Source organism: Thermogemmatispora argillosa, from assembly GCF_059696725.1.
This window is the reverse complement of the sequence record NZ_AP019377.1, coordinates 5,413,182-5,432,104: the sequence shown is the minus strand read 5'-3', so window position 1 is coordinate 5,432,104 and position 18,923 is coordinate 5,413,182. Positions and strand designations below refer to the sequence as shown.

The following is an 18,923-nucleotide window of genomic DNA, read 5'->3' as shown; positions in this document are numbered from 1 at the left end:
CCTGGCAATAGCCAGGCCAATAGCCTGGCCCTAGCCGGCGGCGAGCCAGCAGGACGGAAAGAGGGACCAGGCTGCCAACCTCAGCAGCCGGTCAGAAACGGGGCAGTTGGGGCGAGCTGAGAACCCGGCTGAAGAACTGGCTGACGATGCGCTGATCAGCCCGACTGCCAACGCGCACGAGCAAGACATTGGCCGGGTCCATAGCGATATTTGGCTCGTTGGTGGGATATTCCTTAAAGCCTTGTGAGCCAAAGAGCTTGATGAGCATCTCGCGATAGCGATAGATCGACAGGCCAGTCCCCTCAGTATCCCAGTGCCAGGAGAGGCCGACAGCGAAGAAGATCAGGTCCTCACGCGCCTCTAGATCGAGAGCAAAAGCCAGGAGATTGCGCGCGATGCCCAGGCCGCGCCAATCCCGGCTCACCTCGATGGCCACCTCATAGACCTGCTCCAAGCCCTCCCACCAGGCATCGCCCGGCGCCAGCGTGACCTCACCAACGATTTCACCCCCCGGCGTATGGGCAAGAGCCAAAGCGCAGTCTGCGCGCCGTGCGATCTCCAAGAGCAGACGATGCTCACGCTCCGGCAGGCGCGTGAAGGAACAGAGGCCAGGCGAGGGCCGCAGGCGCTCAACCAGCGAGGGCGGACAGAAATCGCGCATGAGCACAGGCCCGCGCGCTGTCTGGAAAGTCTGACTACGCGAAGGAGTATCAGCCCCCCGGAGATGAAGCAGGTCGAAGAGGCCAGCAAGAGGCGAGCGCTGGCGCAGCGGCGGGAAGGCTGGTCGTACCGCCGGAGGGACGGCCAGATGGCGTACGAGAGAGGCCGTATGGCGATTGGCTCGGGTGATCTCCTGGAGGCGTGGCACAGGAGGAAATTGCTCAGGCTGATCATCAAAAGTCGTAGGAAAGCCACTCTCCTGGAGAGGTTTCCCCATCACCTCCCACGTCTCGCGCTCCCGCTCGCGCATGGCTTCCCAGGCCGGACGCCAGCGCTCGATCCAGCTCGTCGGAAGCTGAGACGGCAGGGGCTGACCGGACATCTCTGCCCAGACCAGGGCCCAGGCCCGAGGCACAACGCGATAGGGATCATAGCCTCCACCGCCAACGGCAACCCAACGCCCGCCACAATAGCGGTGGGCCAACTCGTGTACCAGCCGCACCTGAGCCCGTAAGGCGCGCATGCTGAGCGCCAGATGGGTCAGCGGGTCCCAGGCATGCGTGTCGCAGCCGTGATTGCTGATAATGACGTCTGGAGCGAAAGAGAGCGCCAGAGGTGGCAGCAGGTTCTCAATGACCTCGATATAGGAATCATCCTGTGTAAACGGCTCTAATGGCACATTGACAGAATAGCCGCGACCAAGTCCATTCCCCAACTCCAGGACGTCGCCGGTGCCGGGGAAGAGATAGCGCCCCGTCTCATGAAGGGAGACGGTCAACACGCGCGGCTCGTCGTAGAAAGCGCGCTGGACCCCATCGCCATGATGAGCATCGAAATCGATATAGAGGACTTTGGCCTCACTGGCGCGCAGCACGTGGGCAATAGCGACCGCGGCATCATTATAGACGCAGAAGCCCGAAGCCCGATTAGCCCAGGCATGATGCAGACCACCGCCAGGATGGAAGACATGGACAGGCCGCTCAGCGGGCGAGGCGAACTGTCCCCCCTCCGGGAGGCCCAAGACAGCACAGAGAGCCACCAGGGTGCCCCCAGCAATCATGGCCGAGACCTCATGCATCTCCGGCATGATGGGCGTGTCGCCATCGCCGAAGCCGTAGCGGAAGGCCTGTTGCTCCAGTTCCTGCCGTTGCTGCAAGGGAAGGGTTGCGAGCTGAGGAGCGGCGGCCCCCAGGCGCTGGACCGCCGCCACGTAGTCATCGGTATGGATCAGCCGCAGCTCGTCGAGGGAGGCGGGACGAATAGGAAGATGCTGCCAGGGGTCGCCCTGGTGCCAGAGCTGGCATGTCTCCAACAGATCGAGCAAGGCCCGCATGCGATCGGCCTGCAGGGGATGGTTAGCCCCAAAATCGTAGTGGAGCTCCAACGGATCGAAAGCCAGGCAAACGCGCGGATGGGAAGCGAGGTCAGGCTTTGTCATGGCTGCTCTCCTCCAGGGCTAGATCGGGAAATGCATACTCGATGCCCTCATCCTGCAGGCGCATCAGCAGCGGGGCAGGATTAATAGTGCCCAGGCGCACAGTGGCAGCGCGCGGCTGACCGTTGCGCGGTGGCACGACGACCAGGCTGCGAACCTGAACGCGCAGTTCAGCGGCCAGGAGCAGGAGGCGGGCCAGCGGGGTTGGGTTGCCGGCCGTGAAGGGGATCAGCAACTGCATGCCCGGCTCAAAGGCCCCCAGGGCCCGCGCCAGGGCGATCAAGAGATCGCTGCGCGTCAAAAGGCCCACCAGCAGGGCACGCGTGCGCTGCTCTTGCTGCTCGTACTCGACAACCGGCAGGCCATTCAGCCCGCGCTCGACTAGCAACTGCGCCGCGGCGGCGACGCTGGTCGTAGGAGTCACGCAGACCGGGCTGCGGTCCATGACCTCCTGGACATGCCGCTCCTGCCAGGGCTGTTGCCCCGCGGCGGCGACGGCCAGGTCAATATCCTGAGAAGTGAGCAGCCCCTCCAGATAGAGCGGCTTGACGGCACCGGTGAAGCCGAAGAGAGCAGGCTCTCCCTGGACAACCGGCAGATGATGGAACTGGAACTGACGGAGCAGCGTCGCAGCGTGCCCCAAGGTATCATCAGGGGTCACCGTAATCAGCTTTCTGGTCATGACATCTCTGACAAGCATGAAGGGCCCACCTCCTTCTCTTGCAAGCCGGCCTAGCGGCGGGCGGTCCACCGGTAGTGAACAGAACGATCTTCAGCCGTCTTTATGATAGCATATGGCTGCACGGAGAGAGACCGGCCTCTCTGTAGCGTCTTCGCTCCTCCCGGCGCTCAAGCCGCCGGCACTAGCCCATCCGGGGGAGAGAGAGGCGCGCTCAACTGCTCCTTCGTTTCCACCTATGGCATTCTGTTCTGAAGGAGGCACATTGCTCCATAGGTAGCGCTGTTAACCGTTTTTTGGGAGAGTAGGGTTTTTGAGGAGGACCTGGACCGTCATGATGACTCCGACACGACGCTCCAGCCGGGGAGAGGCGCTCAGCCGGATTCCTACCAGGCCCCTGGGGACTGCCACCAGCGCAGGCACAGCGGGAGGCCGCAGGCGCTCCGCTGTCCTGGTGACCTTCTTCTTTGGGCTGGTCCTGATACCAGCCCTGGTGGCAGGTACTGCGCTGGCCTGGCAACTGGTGATTCGGGCGCAACGGCCCCCGGCACTTCTCAATGAAGAGCGCCTGGGAGAGCGAGCCGAGCCTATCAAGCCGTTCGACCCGAATCAGGGGGCGATTCTTCCGCGCTACCGCGTCGTAGCGTTCTACGGCATCCCCGGCGCTCCAGCTACAGGCCCGGCATATCAGCTGAGCTCCCAGATGTTGGCCCGGCTGCAGGCTCAAGGGGAGGCCTACGCGCAACTCGACCCCTCCCACCCGGTCAAGCTGGCGATCGATCTGGTGGCCAGTGTGCCCGACCGCTACCCCGGTCCCACGGGAACCTACAGCCATCGCCTGTCAGCGGCGACGATCGATGAATATATTCGCTTCTGCCAGGAACATGGCCTGCTGCTGTTTCTAGACCTGAGCTTCGGCCAGGCTTCCGTAATGCAGGAGTTGAACTTCTTTCTTCCTTACCTGGAGCGCTACAGCTTTGTAGAGCTGGCCATCGACCCTGAGTGGATGTTCCCTCGGCGCAACGGCATCCCAGGCGTGAATCTCAGTAATGTACGTGCCTCCGACCTGAACCCGGTTATCGAGACGTTAGCTGCTCTGCCAATGCAGTACCATGTACCGCGCAAGATTCTGGTGATTCATCAGTACCGCGGCGATGGAGATGGTCTGAAGAATCCTTATGACGCCTCGATGGCCGAGTTCGCCGATAAGCGTAATCTCGTCTACGACCCGCGCGTTGATGTGGTGATCCATGTGGATAGCGTCGGCGGCTATCGCGGCGATCAGCAGGATAAGATTCACCAATATACGATGTGGGTACAGCAGGATATGCAGAAGTATCATAATTTTCGCTATGGCGGCTTTAAGCTCTTCTATCATATCGAGGCCCACACGCTCATGACGCCCGCCCAGGTGCTGGCGCTGCAGCCGCCCCCAATGGTGATCTCCTATGGCAATTAAAGGAGCGGGGAGCTGCAGGCCTGCCATGCCGGTGTGGCGCATTGGTCAGGTTTGTCTCTCCCCGCCGGCTGCCTCCTCCTTCTCTGGCTCCTTCCAGGCAGTCTGTCGCCGGGTCTTTCAGCCTTCCGGCGGTCTGAGCCGGCTGGCAGCGCCGCTGAGGCCAGGACGCCCGTTTCTGTTGCTCCGCCAGTAGCTGTGACTCCCTGAGTGAGGCATATAAGCCAGGCAATTTCCCCCACTGAGCCGTTGCCCGCCCAACCCGACCGCTCTTCCGCGAGCCATCCCAGTTCATCCCCAGCCAGGCGCCAGGCTGCCGGGGCGACCTCTGTAACCTGGAAGCGTAAGACTTAAGCGGATACCGCGGTACTCAGGGGCAGCTTGCTCGCTGCCTGCGACTTTGCTGATCTCTGTGTTGGAGGGCTTAGCATGCCACGGATTCTTGTGACGCAGTTCAGGCTTGGGCTTGCGGTGCTCGCCGTCGCGATCATCCTGGCCTCATGTGGCGGGAGCACTACTCCAGCGGCGGGCGGAAGCACGACGACGCCGACGGTGGAGGCGAGCACTATGAATACGACGCCGACAACAGCCCCAATGTCAGGGGCGGTGGTGGTCAAGACTGCCACGGTGAAACTCAACGGGCAGTCAACCACGATCCTGACGGATACGCGTGGCAGGACGCTCTACTACTTCACGTCGGATACACCGACGCAGTCTGCCTGCACAGGCGGCTGTGCCAGCACCTGGCCCCCGCTGCTCTTCCAGGGCAGTGGCACGCCGCAGAGCGCTTCCCCGCTGCCTGGTAAGCTGAGCGTTGTCAAGGATGCTCATGGGCAACAGGTCGCCTACAATGGGCATTTGCTCTATACGTATACTGGCGACACCGCTCCCGGGGAGACGTCTGGCAATGGGGTCGGCGGACGCTGGTTTGTGGCCACCCCTTCGCTGTCGGTCCTGGCAACGCCAACGCCTGGCGGCAGCCAATATAAGTACTAGACTAGGCTGGACAAGCGGCGGCTCTAGAGGATAGAGTGAATAGGATGGGGCGTGCTGCGTCCAGTCCAGCACGCCCTATACGCCTGGGTGATCAAGGATGCCCATGCGGCAAGGAAGGAGAAGAATCACCGATGTCTGAGCATGCGGCGGAGAGCGCCGCGCTAGAGAGGCCGGGCGAAGCCAGGCCGCTGTTGGTAGAACAACAAGGCGCGATTCTGATCGTGACGCTGAATCGTCCAGAGAGACGCAATGCTATCTCGCGGGAGCTGGCTGCGGCTTTGCTGGAGACCTTCGGCAGCTTTGAGGCTGATCCAGGGCTGGCCGTGGCAGTATTGACGGGGGCTGGAGGCTGCTTTTGCTCCGGCTTCGATCTGAAGGAGCTGGCCACAGGCCAGGTGCCCAGTCCTGACGACAATGGTCACGGTCCACTGGGGCCAACGCGTCTGCTGCTGCAGAAACCCGTAATCGCAGCGATTGAGGGCTATGCTGTCGCCGGTGGCTTGGAGCTGGCTCTCTGGTGCGATCTGCGCGTGGCCGCTGAGGATGCCGTTTTCGGTGTCTACAACCGCCGTTGGGGTATACCGTTGATAGATGGGGGAACCGTGCGCCTACCGCGGTTGATTGGCCAGAGCCAGGCACTCGATCTGATTTTGACTGGACGCAGCGTCTCGGGTGAGGAAGCCTGGCGGATGGGCCTGGTCAATCGCTTGACGCCTCATGGCGAGGCTCTGCCCACTGCTCTGAAGCTGGCCCAGCAGCTTGCGCGTTTCCCTCAGCAGGGCCTGCGCTCTGATCGACTCTCCCTCTATGAACAGTGGTCCCTTCCCCTGCCAGAAGCCCTCCGCCTGGAGGCTCGCTATGGCGCCAGAACGCTCCAGACAGGTGAAGCCAGCAGCGGGGCCAGGCGCTTCGCGGAGGGACATGGCCGCCACGGTCGCTTTGACGATCAGTAAGGCCCCTCAAGGCCCGCCGCTTTCCTCTCCTCCTCTGCTCGTGTGAAGAGCAGAGGAGCAGGAGAGAGCCAGGGACGCTCTATGCCAGAGCGCCGCTGGTCCGCTCCTCTGCTTTTGCCGGAGGGCGATAGCTCTCCCCCGCTTTCTCCCCCTCTCTTGACAAAGTTCGTTCCTCACAGGTATATATTACTCGTAACCGTTTACGTAATCGTTTACGGTACCGCTTGCGGAGCGCAAGCGAGCGGGACGCCGCCCTCGTCACCCGTGGAATCAGGGACGGTTCCGCGGAACGGGAGCGCAGAAACCAGAGTAGTAGCGCAAGGAAAGGAAAGCAAGGAAAGCTATGGCATCACAGGTACCCAGGCGCGAGCGTCTGAGGGGACGCAAGCACCTGCTGGCGCTGCTGGCCCTGCCCGTGCTCCTGCTCACGGGCCTCTTTGGCAGTCAGGTGCGGGTCCATGCCGCCAGCTACTGCCAGGTCACCTACACCGTCGTCAGCCAGTGGCCTGGCGGCTTCAGCGTCAATCTCGTGCTCCAGAACACCGGTAGCAGCACCTGGAACGGCTGGACCCTCACCTTTACCTTCCCCGCCAGCGGCCAGGCGGTCACCCAGGGCTGGAACGGCAACTTTAGCCAATCCGGCCAGAACGTCACCGTCACCAACGCCAGTTGGAACGGCACCGTCGCCGTCAATAGCTCAGTCACCCTGGGCTTCAACGGCACCTGGACGACCAGCAACCCGACCCCGACCACCTTCGCGGTCAACGGCAACACCTGCGGCGGCAGCAGCAGCGGCAGTGGCACCCCCACGCCCACGCCTTCGCCCTCGCCGACCCCGGGCAGCACCCCGACACCCACGCCGACCCCCAGGCCGACGGTAACGCCGACGCCGACCCCGGGGACAACCCCGACGCCAACTCCCACGCCTGCCCCAACGAGCACGCCAACCCCAGGAGTGCACGTGGACAACCCGTACGCGGGTGCCCAGGGCTTCATCAACCCCTACTGGGCGGCGGAAGTGAAAGCGGGCGCTGCCAGCGTTGGTGGCACCCTGGGCCAGAAGGAAGCCCAGGTCGCCAACTACTCCACCGCGGTCTGGCTGGATAGCATCGCCGCCGTCACCGGTGGGACCGGCTACCCGACCAACCTGGCCGGCTATCTGGATGCCGCCGAGCAACAAGCTGCATCCAGCAGCCTGCCGATCGTGATCACCTTCGTGGTCTACGATCTGCCCAACCGCGACTGCGCGGCGCTGGCCTCCAACGGCGAGCTGAGCGTCTCCAACAACGGCCTGGCCATCTATAAGTCGCAGTTTATCGACCCGATTGCGGCCACCTTCAGCCAGGCCAAGTACAGCAACCTGCGCATTGTGACCATCATCGAGCCGGACTCGCTGCCCAACCTGGTGACCAACCTCAGCATTGCCAAGTGTGCTGAGGCCAACTCCAGCGGGGCCTATGTGCAGGGCATCCAGTACGCCATCAACAAGCTGCACGCCATCCCCAACGTCTACATCTACATCGACATTGCGCACAGCGGCTGGCTGGGCTGGAGCAGCAATTTCCAGCCGGCGGTGAACCTGATCAGCAACACGATCAAGGGGACCACAGCGGGCGTCAACAGCATTGATGGCTTCATCAGCAACACGGCCAACTACACCCCGACCACCGAGCCGTACATGACGGCCAACGAAATGATCGGTGGGCAGCCGGTGCGCTCGGCGAACTTCTACCAGTGGAACAACTACATTGACGAGATGCCCTATGACATTGACATGCGCAATGCCTTCATTGCGCAGGGCTTCCCGAGCACGATCGGCATGCTCATCGACACCTCGCGCAACGGCTGGGGTGGGCCGAACCGCCCGACGGGGCCGAGCAGCGCCACGGATGTCAACACGTTCGTGGATCAGACACGCATTGATCGGCGCTACAGCCGAGGGAACTGGTGCAACCAGCCGGGCGGCATTGGAGCGCGCCCGCAGGCCAATCCGGCCAGTGGTTTTGACGCCTTTGTGTGGATCAAGCCGCCTGGGGAGTCGGATGGCTCCAGCACGCTGATCCCGCAGGGGCCGGACAACCCGACGGGCAAGGGGTTCGATCGGATGTGCGACCCGACCTACGGGGGCAATTCGATGAACAACAACCAGCCGACGGGGGCGATGCCGAATGCGCCGGTGGCAGGGGCCTGGTTCCAGGCAGGCTTTGACACCCTGGTCCAGAACGCCTATCCGCCCTTCTAGGCCGGTTTGACCGACCAAGTCAAAAAGGACCTTTGCTCTGGCGGCAAAGCTCCATTACCTGCGCAGCAACCTGGTGCTGTGGCTGAGGGACCAGCCGCGGCACCAGGTTTGTTTTGCGAGTGGCAGCCACAGCCTGGTGTTCTGCCGCTCGCATATGGTATGCTTGGTAGTTGAGAATCAGCGAGCGCAAGAGCAGAGGGAACCCTTCGGGCAGCCCCTGTCTGAAGGGGTAGCATGCATCACTAGCAGGATAGCAACCAACGATGGCCCCCGGCGCATCAGGTACCTATACCGGGCAGCAGCTCGGGAACTACCGTATAGGGGAGCGACTGGCCAGCGGGAGCTTTGGAGAAGTCTACCTCGCTGAGCATTTGCTCCTGCCTCGCCGTGCAGCGATCAAGTTCCTCAGCAGTGCCCGCGGCGCCTCGTCGAAGGAGCGGCAAGCCTTTCTGCAAGAGGCGCGACTCTTAGAGGCCCTGCGTCACCCGCATATTTTGCCGCTCTATGATGCCGGCCTTGATCAACACTTTCCCCCCTATTTGATCGCCGCTTACGCTGCGGGCGGATCGCTGCGCGATCGTCTCCGTCAGCAGCCAGACGGTCTTCCTCTAGAGGAGGCTCTACAGATTGTAGAGCAAGTGGGGCAGGCTTTAGCACACGCCCATGCCCAGGAAAAACCAGTCATCCATCGTGATCTGAAGCCGGAAAATATTCTCTTTGACGCAGCAGGAAACGCCTTGCTCGCAGATTTCGGCATTGCGGTCATTCTGGATGCCGCCATAACGGAGCGTCTCTCGATCGCTGGTACACTGCCCTACATGGCTCCCGAACAGTTCGCAGGGCGAGTTTCTCCGGCCAGCGATCAGTATGCGCTTGGATGCCTGGCGTACGAGACGCTGACGGGGCAGAAGCCGGTGAAGGCCCCAGGTGGCGGCTGGTTGGCCTGGGCCCAGCAACATCATGAAGGGCTACCTCTACCACTGTCCTTTTTCCGGCCAGAGGTGCCCGCATACATTGAGCTGGCCATCCTGAAGGCACTGATGAAGGAGCCAGAGCGGCGCCATGCCTCGGTTGACGAATTTTTACAGGCGTTACGCACGGCCCCGCCTGATCCTGCGCAATATGAGGAACTGAAGGCCTGCTGGTTGCAGCGCGCCCGCGAGGAGGCCAGTCGCGGTCAGGCTGAGACGGCCTGGCTGCGCTACCAGTTGCTGGCACGGCTTGATCCAGGCGATCCCGTGCTGGTGCAAGAGAGCGCAGTCCTCAAGCAAGCCTATAAGCAGGAAGCTTCCCAGGGTTTCCCGGCGAGGCCTGGGCCTGCGCCACTGGGGCCGGCGGCTCCGCAAGCTGCCTCTTATCCCGAAGCGGCACAGGCTCAGCCTGCCCTCAGCCCCTCAGCTCCCTCTGCCCCTTCCGTCGGGCCTCAGCAGCCTTGCCTGCCGTCGTCGGCTCCACCTCCGTCAAGTGCAGGAACCGCGCGCCCCGACTCCTTAGCCGCCGCGCCTGGGCCTGCAGAGAGGCGAGAGAAAGCCCAGAGCCGCCGGGATCGCCAGGAGACTGCGGCGCGCGAGCAGGCTCAGGAGGCAGCTCTGACGCAAGCCCAGGCGCTGAAGGTGACCGGAGACCAGCTTGTCCGGCAAGGACAGTATGCGGAGGCGCTGCGGAGCTATCTCCAGGCGACAGCTTACGACCCGCGGCTGCCACTCGACTGGCGCGAACTTGGTGACACGTGCTGGCAGCTCGCCCATTTCCAGGAGGCACTGATTGCCTATGAGCAGGCCCTGCGTCAGAATCCGTGGGATAGCTATGCACAGAGCGGGAGGGCGGCGACGCTGCAGCGACTTGGCAGGGAGACAGAAGCGCTGCGGGCCTACGAACTGGCGCTGGAGGCTGACCCGAGCAATGTCGCCGCCCACTACGGTCGTGGTTTGCTGCTCCTGGCCCGCGAGCAGTATGGGAAAGCGCTGACCGCCTTTGAGCGAGCTGTACAGCTTCTGCCAACCTTTGCCGCGGCGCATTGCGCCAAAGGCGACGCGCTCTATCAGCAGCGTGCTTACCGGGCGGCGCTGGCAGCCTATGAGGAGGCCCTGCGCTGTGATCCCGGGCTGGTTGATGCCCACTATGGCCGGGCCGATACTCTGCTGAAGCTGAAGCGAGAGTGGGAAGCACACGAGGCCTATCGGAGAGCGCTGGAGAGCGAGGAGAGGGCTAGCCGGGGAGGGGGAGAGCCTTCGCTGCGGCGAGCCGATGCGCTCTTGCTGCTTGGGCGCACCAGTGAGGCGCTTATCCTCTATGAGCAACTGCTCCAGAAGGAGCCTGGCGATCCAGACCTGCACGAGCGTCGCGGCCATGCCCTCAAGCGGCTTGGGAGAGAAAGAGAGGCCCAGATGGCCTACCGGGAGGCGGATCGACTGCGAGGATATGTTTGACCATTGTCTGAAGCCGATCCGCCTTCGCCGGCAGGAGAGCGGAGGTCGAAGGCAGGGCCTCCCCTTTGTCTTCCCACTTCTCAGGACTGAAGCGGTGAGCGCCGCAGGGTTAAAAAGACGGCGCCCCCCAGCAGAGCCAGGCCAGCCAGGCCGAGCGCGGGCCAGATCAGCAGGGCCTGCGCGTTGTGGCCAAAGGTATACATGACGGCTCTGATGGCCCCGCCGACCACCAGGGCTGCGCCCCCGAGGATGAAGAAGCGCACGCGCACAGCGATGCCGAAGAGAAAGAGGCTCAGCGATTCGGCCAGGACCAGGAAGAGCGCAACTAGCTGTTCCCCTTCCTGGTTGAGAATGCTCGCCATGAAGGACGGCACAAGAAACAGGCAGGCTCCGAGCACCATCACGAGGCGCCCGACCTGTTGGCTGCCTGTGGTCAAGCGATCGCGCAGGAGGAAGGGGCTGAGGACCACCAGGTAGCTGGCCAGGGGTAAGCAGAGCAGATCAAAGGTAGGCTGCCACCACCGCTGGATCTCCCAGGTCAGGGCCAGGACCAGGAGCAGGCCGGCGCTGTAGCCTGTCCAGCGGCGCGGCGCGCGCCTGGTCTGGAGCAGGGCCTGCCAGACCAGGAGCAAGCCCAGGATGGTCAGAGCCAGAGGGCCAATCTGGCTCCTCAAGCTCCCCAGGTCTGGCCCGCCATTCAGCGTAGTTGCCGCACAGAGAGCGACGATGGTCACCTGACCGCCGAGGCCCAGGAGCTGCGCTGGCCAAGCCGGCGGCAGCCAGAGCGGCTCTGGTCTGATGATGTGCCAGATGAATTGCGAGATGAAGAGCAGGACACAGACAAGGCAGGCCAGCAGCAGCACAGTTTCCGACGTCCACCCCAGCATTTGCGGCAAGAGACTCAGCAGCCAGGCCAGCAGGGCCGCTGGCAGAAGCAGAGCCTCGGGGAGGCGTTCGCGAAGCATGACGAGCGTAGCGAGTAGAGCAAAGATGATCAGGCCCGCGAGCCTCCAGAGGTCAGGGAGCAGGCCGACCAGGATAGCGGCCAGGGCGGCGAGCAGGTACCAGGGCCAATTCCAGAGCAGGCGATTGAGCAGGGGCAAGGGATGTTCTCTCATCGCGCCTCCTCCTCGCGTTTGGTAGGCTGTCCAACAGCGGCCCGGCGCCGTTCGGTAGAAGCGCTTGCCGGGCGCGAGCGGTGCAGGCCGAGCAGGCCCAGCAGCGCGGCAGCGGTCCCTATGCTGATCAAAGCAGCACCTTGGTTCGGGACCTTCTCCAACAGGGCCGCTCCCCACACCGTCCACAGTCCAGTGAGCAGGGTCAGGAATGGCCGATTCAGGTAGAGGGCCAGGAGCCAGATGAAGAGGCCATAGCCGAGCAGGAGGGCCGTGGCCAGCAGCGTGCGCTCCAGATCCTGGGAGTTGGCGCCAGCGCCAGCAATGCCCACGGCCAGGACGCCGGCGCAATTGGCGGCCAAGAGCGGGAGGAGGTAGGGACGCACAGGCCAGCGGCGCAGCAGAGCCGCCCCCCCTACCAGGCCAACGGTGCACAAGAGGCAGAAGAGGGTCAAGCCGCCCAGATCTGGCGGCTGCTGACCCCCAGGCCACCCAGGCCAGCCGAGCTGCCCAATGGTCCAGAGAGCCAGCGGCAGGCTCAGCCAGCAGACGCCCATCTGACGGAGCAGGCTCCCTGAGATGTAAATGAGCAGGGCCGCCAGAGCCGCACCCCAAGCCGCCGGAGCAGGGAGCTGGGAGAGCGGATCAGGATGAAGCAGGCCCAAGGAGGCCCAGGTGAGCGCCACCAGCGGGACCCAGGCCAGGGACCAGGAAGGCCGGATGATCGATCCCAATCCCCCTGGCCAGTTGCTGACCGCGGGCCGCCAGAGCAGATCAGCCAGGAGAGCCACGGTCAACGCCCCGATCCCCAGCGGCAGGAGCAGAGGCCGTGCCCCCTGATCCAGCGCCACCGTGGCCAATCCCCAGAGGCTGAAGAGGACAGTCGCCAGCGAGGCCAGGGGCCAGCCTTCCTGCAGAGCGACCCAGAAGGCCAGAAGGGCATAGAGCAGAAGCAGCAGGAGCAGGGTCACGGTCCGCGTTGTCCCTGCCCAGACAAAGGGAGTTGCGCAGGCCGCCAGGGCCGCAGTGGCATACCAGGGAGCCACGAGGCGCAGGTGCCACCGCGACCCCTCGCCGGTCGCCAGTCTGGCCAGGTGTCCTTGACGGACCTTGCCGCCTGCCAGGGGGATGAGAGTGGTGAGCACGACAAGGGCGGGCAGGAGCGGGGCCTGTTCCTTCTCGAACCCAGCGATCGCCGCGAGCGCCAGCCCGGTGAGCAACGGGATAAGCCAGAGCACTTCTGGGAGTCCTTCAGCCAGGGCCACTGGCACGCTGAGGGCAGCATCCCCCAGCATCAGGTAGGGACGCAGCCACCCCAGTGACTGCAGTGGTGGTATAAAGAGGGCGAAGCTGGCGGCTCCGAGCGCGATGAGCGCCGCCGTATAGCATGGCCCGGCATGCAGCAGACGCTGCTGGCGAGACTGGTCAGTCAGGCGGCTGAGCGTCAGCCCCAGCAGGACACAGGCCGGGGCCAGTCCCAGCAACAGCCCTGTTCTCTCCCAGAAGGGATCTTTGAAGAAGCCCCCCAGCAACAGGGAACAGACCTCCGTCACGAGCACGGGGATGAGCCAGAGCAGGGCTGGCTGCTGTTCGAGCAAGCCCACCGCGGTCGCAATGGCCGCAAAGCCCAGCAGCAAGAAGGGACCCGCCTGAGCCAGTGCGGGCAGCGACGAGGCCCACCGCCCCGTCCAGAGAGCCAGACTGGTGGTAGCCACCCCGACCAGAGCGCCAGCATACCAGGGCGCGGCCCAGCGCCAGCGCTGCCCTCGGCCAGGAGCGGCCTGCCGCTGCCGCCAGCGGCTTAAGCCCACCCCCACCAGCGCGCCTAGCGGGACCAGGCAAGGGATCAGCAGCACATCAGGGAAGGAGTTGTGCTGCCAGGCTACAACACAGGCTTCCAGCAGCAGAGGGGGCACCAGCCAGAGTGTCTCGGGCAGCCCCTCCAGCCAGCCAACGACTGTCACCAGCCCGGCGTAGCCCACCGGCAGCAAGAGATTGCCCTGCCAGGGCAGGGGCTGCCCCCCAGGGAAGAGCGTCGCGCTGACAGTGCCCAGCGCCAGCAAGGCAGCCGCATACCACGGCCCTGCAGAGCGCAGCCGCTGCTGACGAGCCTGGTTCCCCAGACGGCTGAGAGCCAGCCCCAGCAGAGCGCAAGCGGGCACCAGGGCAGGCACTAGAACGCTTTCCCCCGGAGGCTGGGTGGCATAGCCCGCCAGCAGGTTCTTCAGGACCAGGGCACAGGCCTCCAGCACGAGAGCCGGCACCAGCCAGAGGTAGGCCGGCTGCTGCTCCAGCAATCCGACCACAACTGCGAGGCCGACGAAGCCTAACAGCACGTAGGGGCCCGCCAGCCAGAGAGTCTGCAAGGGCGGCGCTTCCCGGGCTTCCCAGGGTCCGCCGAAGAAGACCAGGCTGGTCGCCCCCAGACCCACCAGAGCGCCAGCATACCAGGGCGCGGCCCAGCGCCAGCGCTGCCCTCGGCCAGGAGCGGCCTGCCGCTGCCGCCAGCGGCTTAAGCCCACCCCCACCAGCGCGCCTAGCGGGACCAGGCAAGGGACCAGCAGCACATCAGGCAATGAGAAGTGCTCGTACTGCAAGGCTAGAACACAGGCTTCCAGCAGCAGAGGGGGCACCAACCAGAGGGCCTCTGGCTGGCCCTCCACCAGGCCAACCGCCGTGACGACGCCCGTCAACCCCAGCAACACAGCGAGCACAGCGCTACCCTCTCCCTCCTGCGGTGGAGGCAGCGCATGCCCCATGACCAGGAACAGGCTGAACAGCCCGGCTATATACCAGGGGATGGCCCAGCGCGGGCCTCTCAAACGACTGACCACCATCCCGACGACCGCGGCCCCGACCACCACAGCGGTCAGGGTCCAGAAGTGGTCTTGGGCCAGCCAGAGCGCCACCAGGGCGCAGAGGGCCGCCGGAACCAGCCAGATGCGAGCTTTCGACCACAGCCCGGCCAGGTAGGCAACGAGTCCCATCGCCAGCGCCTCGGAGACAGCCAGCCAGCCCGACCGCTCCAGGCCAGCCAGCCAGGGCCAGTTTGCCGCCCCAGCAAGCACAGCTCTGGCCCAGTCTTGGGAGTGGGAGGAAAGGAGCAGGCCCAGTAACCAAAGCGCAGCCCCCAGGGCCAGCACCGTCAGAGGCCCATCCCACTCCCAGGCAGTGAAGAAGCGTTCAGCCTCCCAATCCTGGGCCGTCAAGCGCGGATACCAGGCAGTTCCTGCTGGGAGAAAGCGGCGCAGGCCAGCCGCCAGCGGCGGCAGGAGAACCGCGCAGACCAACAGCAGCCCGGCCCAACCATCCGGCCCACCGCCAGCCGAGGTGATCCACAGCCCAAGCTGGCCCAATCCGATCAGCAGGAGCAGGCCAGGGAGCGGCAGCCAGAGCGAGCGGCGCTGCACCAGGAGCATGACGTAGCTCAGCAGGGCCAGCAGCAGCGGCACCAGAGCCTTACCACTGAACCACTCGGGACCCAGGCCGAGGCTCAGCGGAACAACGATCAGCAGCGCGACAGCCAGCGTCAGCACCTCCCAGGGAGCGGCCAGGACCCGGCTGGCCAGGCGACGAATGCTCCAGGAGAGCACCAGCAGACCCGCACAGAGAACGCCAAGCCACCATACAGGCCCAACGCCTGCCCAAGCCATCGCCTGCCCGAGCGCGGCATAGCCCCAGACCAGGAGGCTCCCGGGCAAGAGCAGCATCCAGGGGGAGAAACTGGAAGTCACGCGCCGATCCTCCTCAAGGGCGGCCTCCGGCACTGGCAACAGCGTCAGCAACAGGAGCAGAGCGGCCCCAACGAGCGCGATCATGGAGCCGGGCAGCAGGTCAGCTTGCAGGTTTGACACCTGCGACGGGAGTACCGTCAGGAAGGGGATCAGCAGCAGCAGGCAGAAGCGCAGGACCGTCAGCCCGCGCTCGGGACGCAAGTAGCGCCAGAGGGATGGGGGAACCAGGCGCGCATAGCCATCGAAGCAGGCCGCTAGCAGAAGCAGACTGAAGCCGCTAGCCAGCCGTGCCCCTGCAGGAACCATCAAGCTACCGGCCAGAGGAGGAATGAGTGTCAGCAGGGCACAAAGCGCATACCCTCCCGCCCTGTGACGTGTCCGGGCGCCCAGCCTGAGCAACCAGGCGCAGGCCAGCAGCAGCGTGACCAGGACTGCAGGCCTATCGAGCCAGAGCCAGCCAGGATCTGACAATGACGGCTGAGCGACCCAGAGGGCCAGCAGCAAGATGAAGCTTAGCAGGCTGGCGAGGCTGGTGACCGTAGAACCGATGGTCAGCGAGGAGAAGGCCAACGGCCTGCGCAGCACATCCCAGGAGGTATGGAGCAAGCGCCCCAGAGGGGAGCGGCTTGCCGCCGCCTGACCGCCCAGAGCCTCTGTTTCAGCCAGGGCCAGGCCAAGCAAGCCCGCCGGACTCCACCACAACCAGTGGTCGCCAAGCACGGCCCAGACCAGCGAGACAGCAGCCACCGTCAAAGCGACCGCACACAGGATGGCGAAAGGACTGAAGCGCTGCGAGACGGCCAGCACCCCATAGGTCACAGCGCCGTAGAGCGCCGTCAAAGCCAGGAGCCAGGGCTGATATTGCTCGAAGAAGACCCCCAGGTCTGGGAAGAGCAGGGGGACCGTGAGGGCGAAGAAGAGGGCGTAGATGCCCTGGAACTCGCGGAAGTGCCTGGAACGGCCAGTGATGACCACCATCGCTGCGAAGAAGAGCTGAGCGGCGATGGTCACAGGTAGGGCATATTGCTGGTTAGCGATGTGGAAGACGAGCAGAGCCGCCAGCAAGAGAAAAGTGCCCAAGGCTACCATAAGAGCCGCAGGCGACTCGATCAGGGGGCGCAAGGTCCTGATCGGGCTGGGACGTGGTGGGCGCGGTGGACGCGCCGGGATGGGCGGACGCGACGGAGCAGTCAACGACGGCGCTGGTCGAGGCGGACTCCCCAGCGGCGAGCGCGGCGCCTGCCCTGGCCAACCGGTCACACTCACCGCCGGCGCCGCCGGAGCAGCAGGAGTCAGATCGAGAGCTGCCTGATGTTCCGGAGGGGCCTCGTCTTGCTGGGCCCGTAGCGGCGCAGCCGAGGCAGCGGATACAGCAGGCGCACTGCTTTGGGCCGCCGCGGGCGCTGGTTGCTGTCGTTCTTGCTGGGGAGCCGCCGGCGCCTGCGCTGGTGGCGTGGCCGGAGACTCAGCCTGAGCTGGCGACGCTGGCCCCTCCACTGCAGTCTGCCGATGCGGTGTCAAAGCCTTTCTGATGAGCGTATCATCCAGCATCTCAGGCCTGGCCTCTTGAGCGGCGGGCTGAGGCACTGCGCCGGCGGACGGAGCCGCTGGCTCGGGCTGGCCCTGCTGCTGGAGAACAGAGGCGGCCTCGCGCGCTGAGCGCTCCCTCTCGACGGCCAGCAGCGAGCGCACTTCCATCAGACGCCGCCAGTAGCGATCAACGGCTTGCCACAGGGACCAGGAGGCGGCGCCAAAGTGCACCTCGCGTCTGAGTCCTAGCAAGGAGGGGATAGAGAGCGTTGCCAACTCGCCTACGGGGAGCGAGGCCGCCCCAGCCTGGGCCAGGCGACTCAGCTCTCCAATCAGCCGCTCCAGAAAGCGCTCTTCCTCGCGCAGATCCGTCGGGTAGCCGCAGGCAGGGCAGGCCAGCAGGGCACCGCCGGCGGGCAGGGGACGCTGACAGAGGCGGCAGACAGGGAACCGAGTCATCTTCTCTGCCTTTGCTACCGCCCCCGTTTCCTGCTGGTGGAGCACCAGCTCCGAGGGAGCAGGTGAAGGAGGCGACGCCGGCGGTTGAGGCGTCGAAGAGAGGTGAGCGGAGGAAGGCGGGGAGAGCACAGGCTGACTGGCCGAGCTGCGCATGGCCTGCAGCGAGGCCTCGACGAAAGCAGAGATCGAGGGGAAGCGCTTACCAGGATCCTTCTCCAGGGCCCGCCGGAGCACCGTTTCCATCTCTGCCGGCACTGGAGCCTTTAACGGCGGCGGAGAAGCATGCAGATGCTGGGTCCGAACCTCGCGGGCGGAACCGACAAAGGGAGGTTGCCCGCTCAGCCATTCATAGATCAGGCAGGCCAGAGCATATTGATCGCTGGCCGCCACAGGCAAGCCCAAGATTTGCTCTGGCGCCAGATAAGCTGCGCTCTCACGCTCGGAAGACAGGCGGTCCTGCGCCAGGGCAGGCACGCTCAGCAGCCCGGCATCGCTGAGCATCAGGCCCCCATCCTGCCTGATGAGCATATTCTCCGGCTTCAGATCGAGATGAAAGGCCCCCTGGCGGTGTAGATGCTGCAAGGCCGCCCCAAGCTGCGAGACAGTCGGCAGCAGGATATCAGAGCGCAGGCGCATGCCTGGAGGATAGCGCTGGCGCAGCGAACCGGAGGCCGCATACTCCGTCACCACAAAGGGGGCCGTGCCGCGCAGACCGACCTCCACGACCCGCACCAGGCCGGGGTGAAGAATGCGCGCATAGGCACGCATAGTCTCCACAACCTGCAGGCGATCACGCTCCGAGAGAGAGACCGTCAGCAGCTTGAAGACGATCGGCATGCCACTGGCGCGCTCTTCGCCGAGATAGGCTTCGGCCAGACCTGTTCTCCCCAGCAGCCGCCTCAGACTATACCTGCCCGGCACCTCTTCTGCATATGAAGACATCATAAGGCCACCTCACAAGACGAGAGCAGAGGCCAAACGACCAGAGAGGTACGCAATGGAGCATGGCCGGCTGCTCACTATGTATACAGAGCTTCTACCGGAACAGTTCCAACACATGGACAGACGAGACGATGATGACCACGGCAACCTGAGCGCGGAGCTGCACCCTGGGCGGCCTTTCAGGAACAGAGAGCAACAAGCCTTGCCTGGCCGACCCACCGTCTGCCTATTCAGTTCTGCAAGGCAAGATAGTCCGGGCGGGATCGCCCCGACCAGGAGCTAGCTCACAGCTC

General features: G+C 64.5%; 9 protein-coding genes. 5 read left to right on the top strand and 4 right to left on the bottom strand.

Annotation, left to right across the window (positions count from 1 at the left end; all coding sequences use genetic code 11):
• Positions 1 to 91: 91 nt before the first annotated feature.
• Both AC6H1L_RS21100 and AC6H1L_RS21095 read right to left on the bottom strand, forming a co-directional pair.
• Positions 92 to 2,098 carry a GNAT family N-acetyltransferase gene (locus AC6H1L_RS21100; RefSeq protein ID WP_497599424.1) on the bottom strand — a complete coding sequence of 669 codons (2,007 nt, stop codon included), beginning with the start codon at positions 2,096 to 2,098 and terminating at the stop codon, positions 92 to 94.
• A complete protein-coding gene (locus AC6H1L_RS21095) occupies positions 2,085 to 2,777 on the bottom strand; it encodes a CBS domain-containing protein (protein WP_497599423.1) in 693 nt (230 codons plus the stop codon). Before AC6H1L_RS21095 ends, AC6H1L_RS21100 begins: the two co-directional genes overlap by 14 nt.
• A 331-nt stretch (positions 2,778 to 3,108) precedes the next feature.
• Here AC6H1L_RS21095 and AC6H1L_RS21090 point away from each other — a divergent pair, with 331 nt between their 5' ends.
• The 5 genes from AC6H1L_RS21090 to AC6H1L_RS21070 all read left to right on the top strand — a co-directional run bounded on the left by AC6H1L_RS21090 (position 3,109) and on the right by AC6H1L_RS21070 (position 10,850).
• Positions 3,109 to 4,233, top strand: a complete 1,125-nt coding sequence (locus AC6H1L_RS21090; protein ID WP_497599422.1) for a hypothetical protein — start codon at positions 3,109 to 3,111, stop codon at positions 4,231 to 4,233.
• 426 nt (positions 4,234 to 4,659) lie between these two features.
• Positions 4,660 to 5,226 carry a COG4315 family predicted lipoprotein gene (locus tag AC6H1L_RS21085; RefSeq protein ID WP_497599421.1) on the top strand — a complete coding sequence of 189 codons (567 nt, stop codon included), beginning with the start codon at positions 4,660 to 4,662 and terminating at the stop codon, positions 5,224 to 5,226.
• Between the two features lie 131 nt (positions 5,227 to 5,357).
• On the top strand, positions 5,358 to 6,179 hold the full coding sequence (locus tag AC6H1L_RS21080) for a crotonase/enoyl-CoA hydratase family protein (protein ID WP_497599420.1): 822 nt from the start codon (positions 5,358 to 5,360) through the stop codon (positions 6,177 to 6,179).
• Between the two features lie 343 nt (positions 6,180 to 6,522).
• Positions 6,523 to 8,421 carry a glycoside hydrolase family 6 protein gene (locus AC6H1L_RS21075; protein ID WP_497599419.1) on the top strand — a complete coding sequence of 633 codons (1,899 nt, stop codon included), beginning with the start codon at positions 6,523 to 6,525 and terminating at the stop codon, positions 8,419 to 8,421.
• 263 nt (positions 8,422 to 8,684) lie between these two features.
• Positions 8,685 to 10,850 (top strand): protein kinase domain-containing protein, encoded by a 2,166-nt coding sequence (locus AC6H1L_RS21070; protein ID WP_497599418.1) that lies wholly within the window; start codon positions 8,685 to 8,687, stop codon positions 10,848 to 10,850.
• Positions 10,851 to 10,930: 80 nt separating this feature from the next.
• On the opposite strand, the gene AC6H1L_RS21065 is transcribed toward AC6H1L_RS21070, so the two are convergent.
• Entirely contained in the window at positions 10,931 to 11,968 is a 1,038-nt protein-coding gene (locus AC6H1L_RS21065; RefSeq protein WP_497599417.1) for a hypothetical protein, read from the bottom strand.
• Positions 11,965 to 18,633, bottom strand: a complete 6,669-nt coding sequence (locus AC6H1L_RS21060; protein ID WP_497599416.1) for a protein kinase domain-containing protein — start codon at positions 18,631 to 18,633, stop codon at positions 11,965 to 11,967. The genes AC6H1L_RS21065 and AC6H1L_RS21060 overlap by 4 nt, the downstream gene beginning before the upstream one ends.
• Positions 18,634 to 18,923 lie beyond the last annotated feature (290 nt).

Excerpts from the sequence above, each read along its gene's own strand:
- AC6H1L_RS21095 (WP_497599423.1), bottom strand. The coding sequence starts at position 2,777 with ATGACCAGAAAGCTGATTACGGTGACCCCTGATGATACCTTGGGGCAC.
- AC6H1L_RS21070 (WP_497599418.1), top strand. The coding sequence starts at position 8,685 with ATGGCCCCCGGCGCATCAGGTACCTATACCGGGCAGCAGCTCGGGAAC.
- AC6H1L_RS21080 (WP_497599420.1), top strand. The coding sequence starts at position 5,358 with ATGTCTGAGCATGCGGCGGAGAGCGCCGCGCTAGAGAGGCCGGGCGAA.
- AC6H1L_RS21085 (WP_497599421.1), top strand. The coding sequence starts at position 4,660 with ATGCCACGGATTCTTGTGACGCAGTTCAGGCTTGGGCTTGCGGTGCTC.
- AC6H1L_RS21060 (WP_497599416.1), bottom strand. The coding sequence starts at position 18,633 with ATGATGTCTTCATATGCAGAAGAGGTGCCGGGCAGGTATAGTCTGAGG.
- AC6H1L_RS21090 (WP_497599422.1), top strand. The coding sequence starts at position 3,109 with ATGATGACTCCGACACGACGCTCCAGCCGGGGAGAGGCGCTCAGCCGG.
- AC6H1L_RS21065 (WP_497599417.1), bottom strand. The coding sequence starts at position 11,968 with ATGAGAGAACATCCCTTGCCCCTGCTCAATCGCCTGCTCTGGAATTGG.
- AC6H1L_RS21075 (WP_497599419.1), top strand. The coding sequence starts at position 6,523 with ATGGCATCACAGGTACCCAGGCGCGAGCGTCTGAGGGGACGCAAGCAC.
- AC6H1L_RS21100 (WP_497599424.1), bottom strand. The coding sequence starts at position 2,098 with ATGACAAAGCCTGACCTCGCTTCCCATCCGCGCGTTTGCCTGGCTTTC.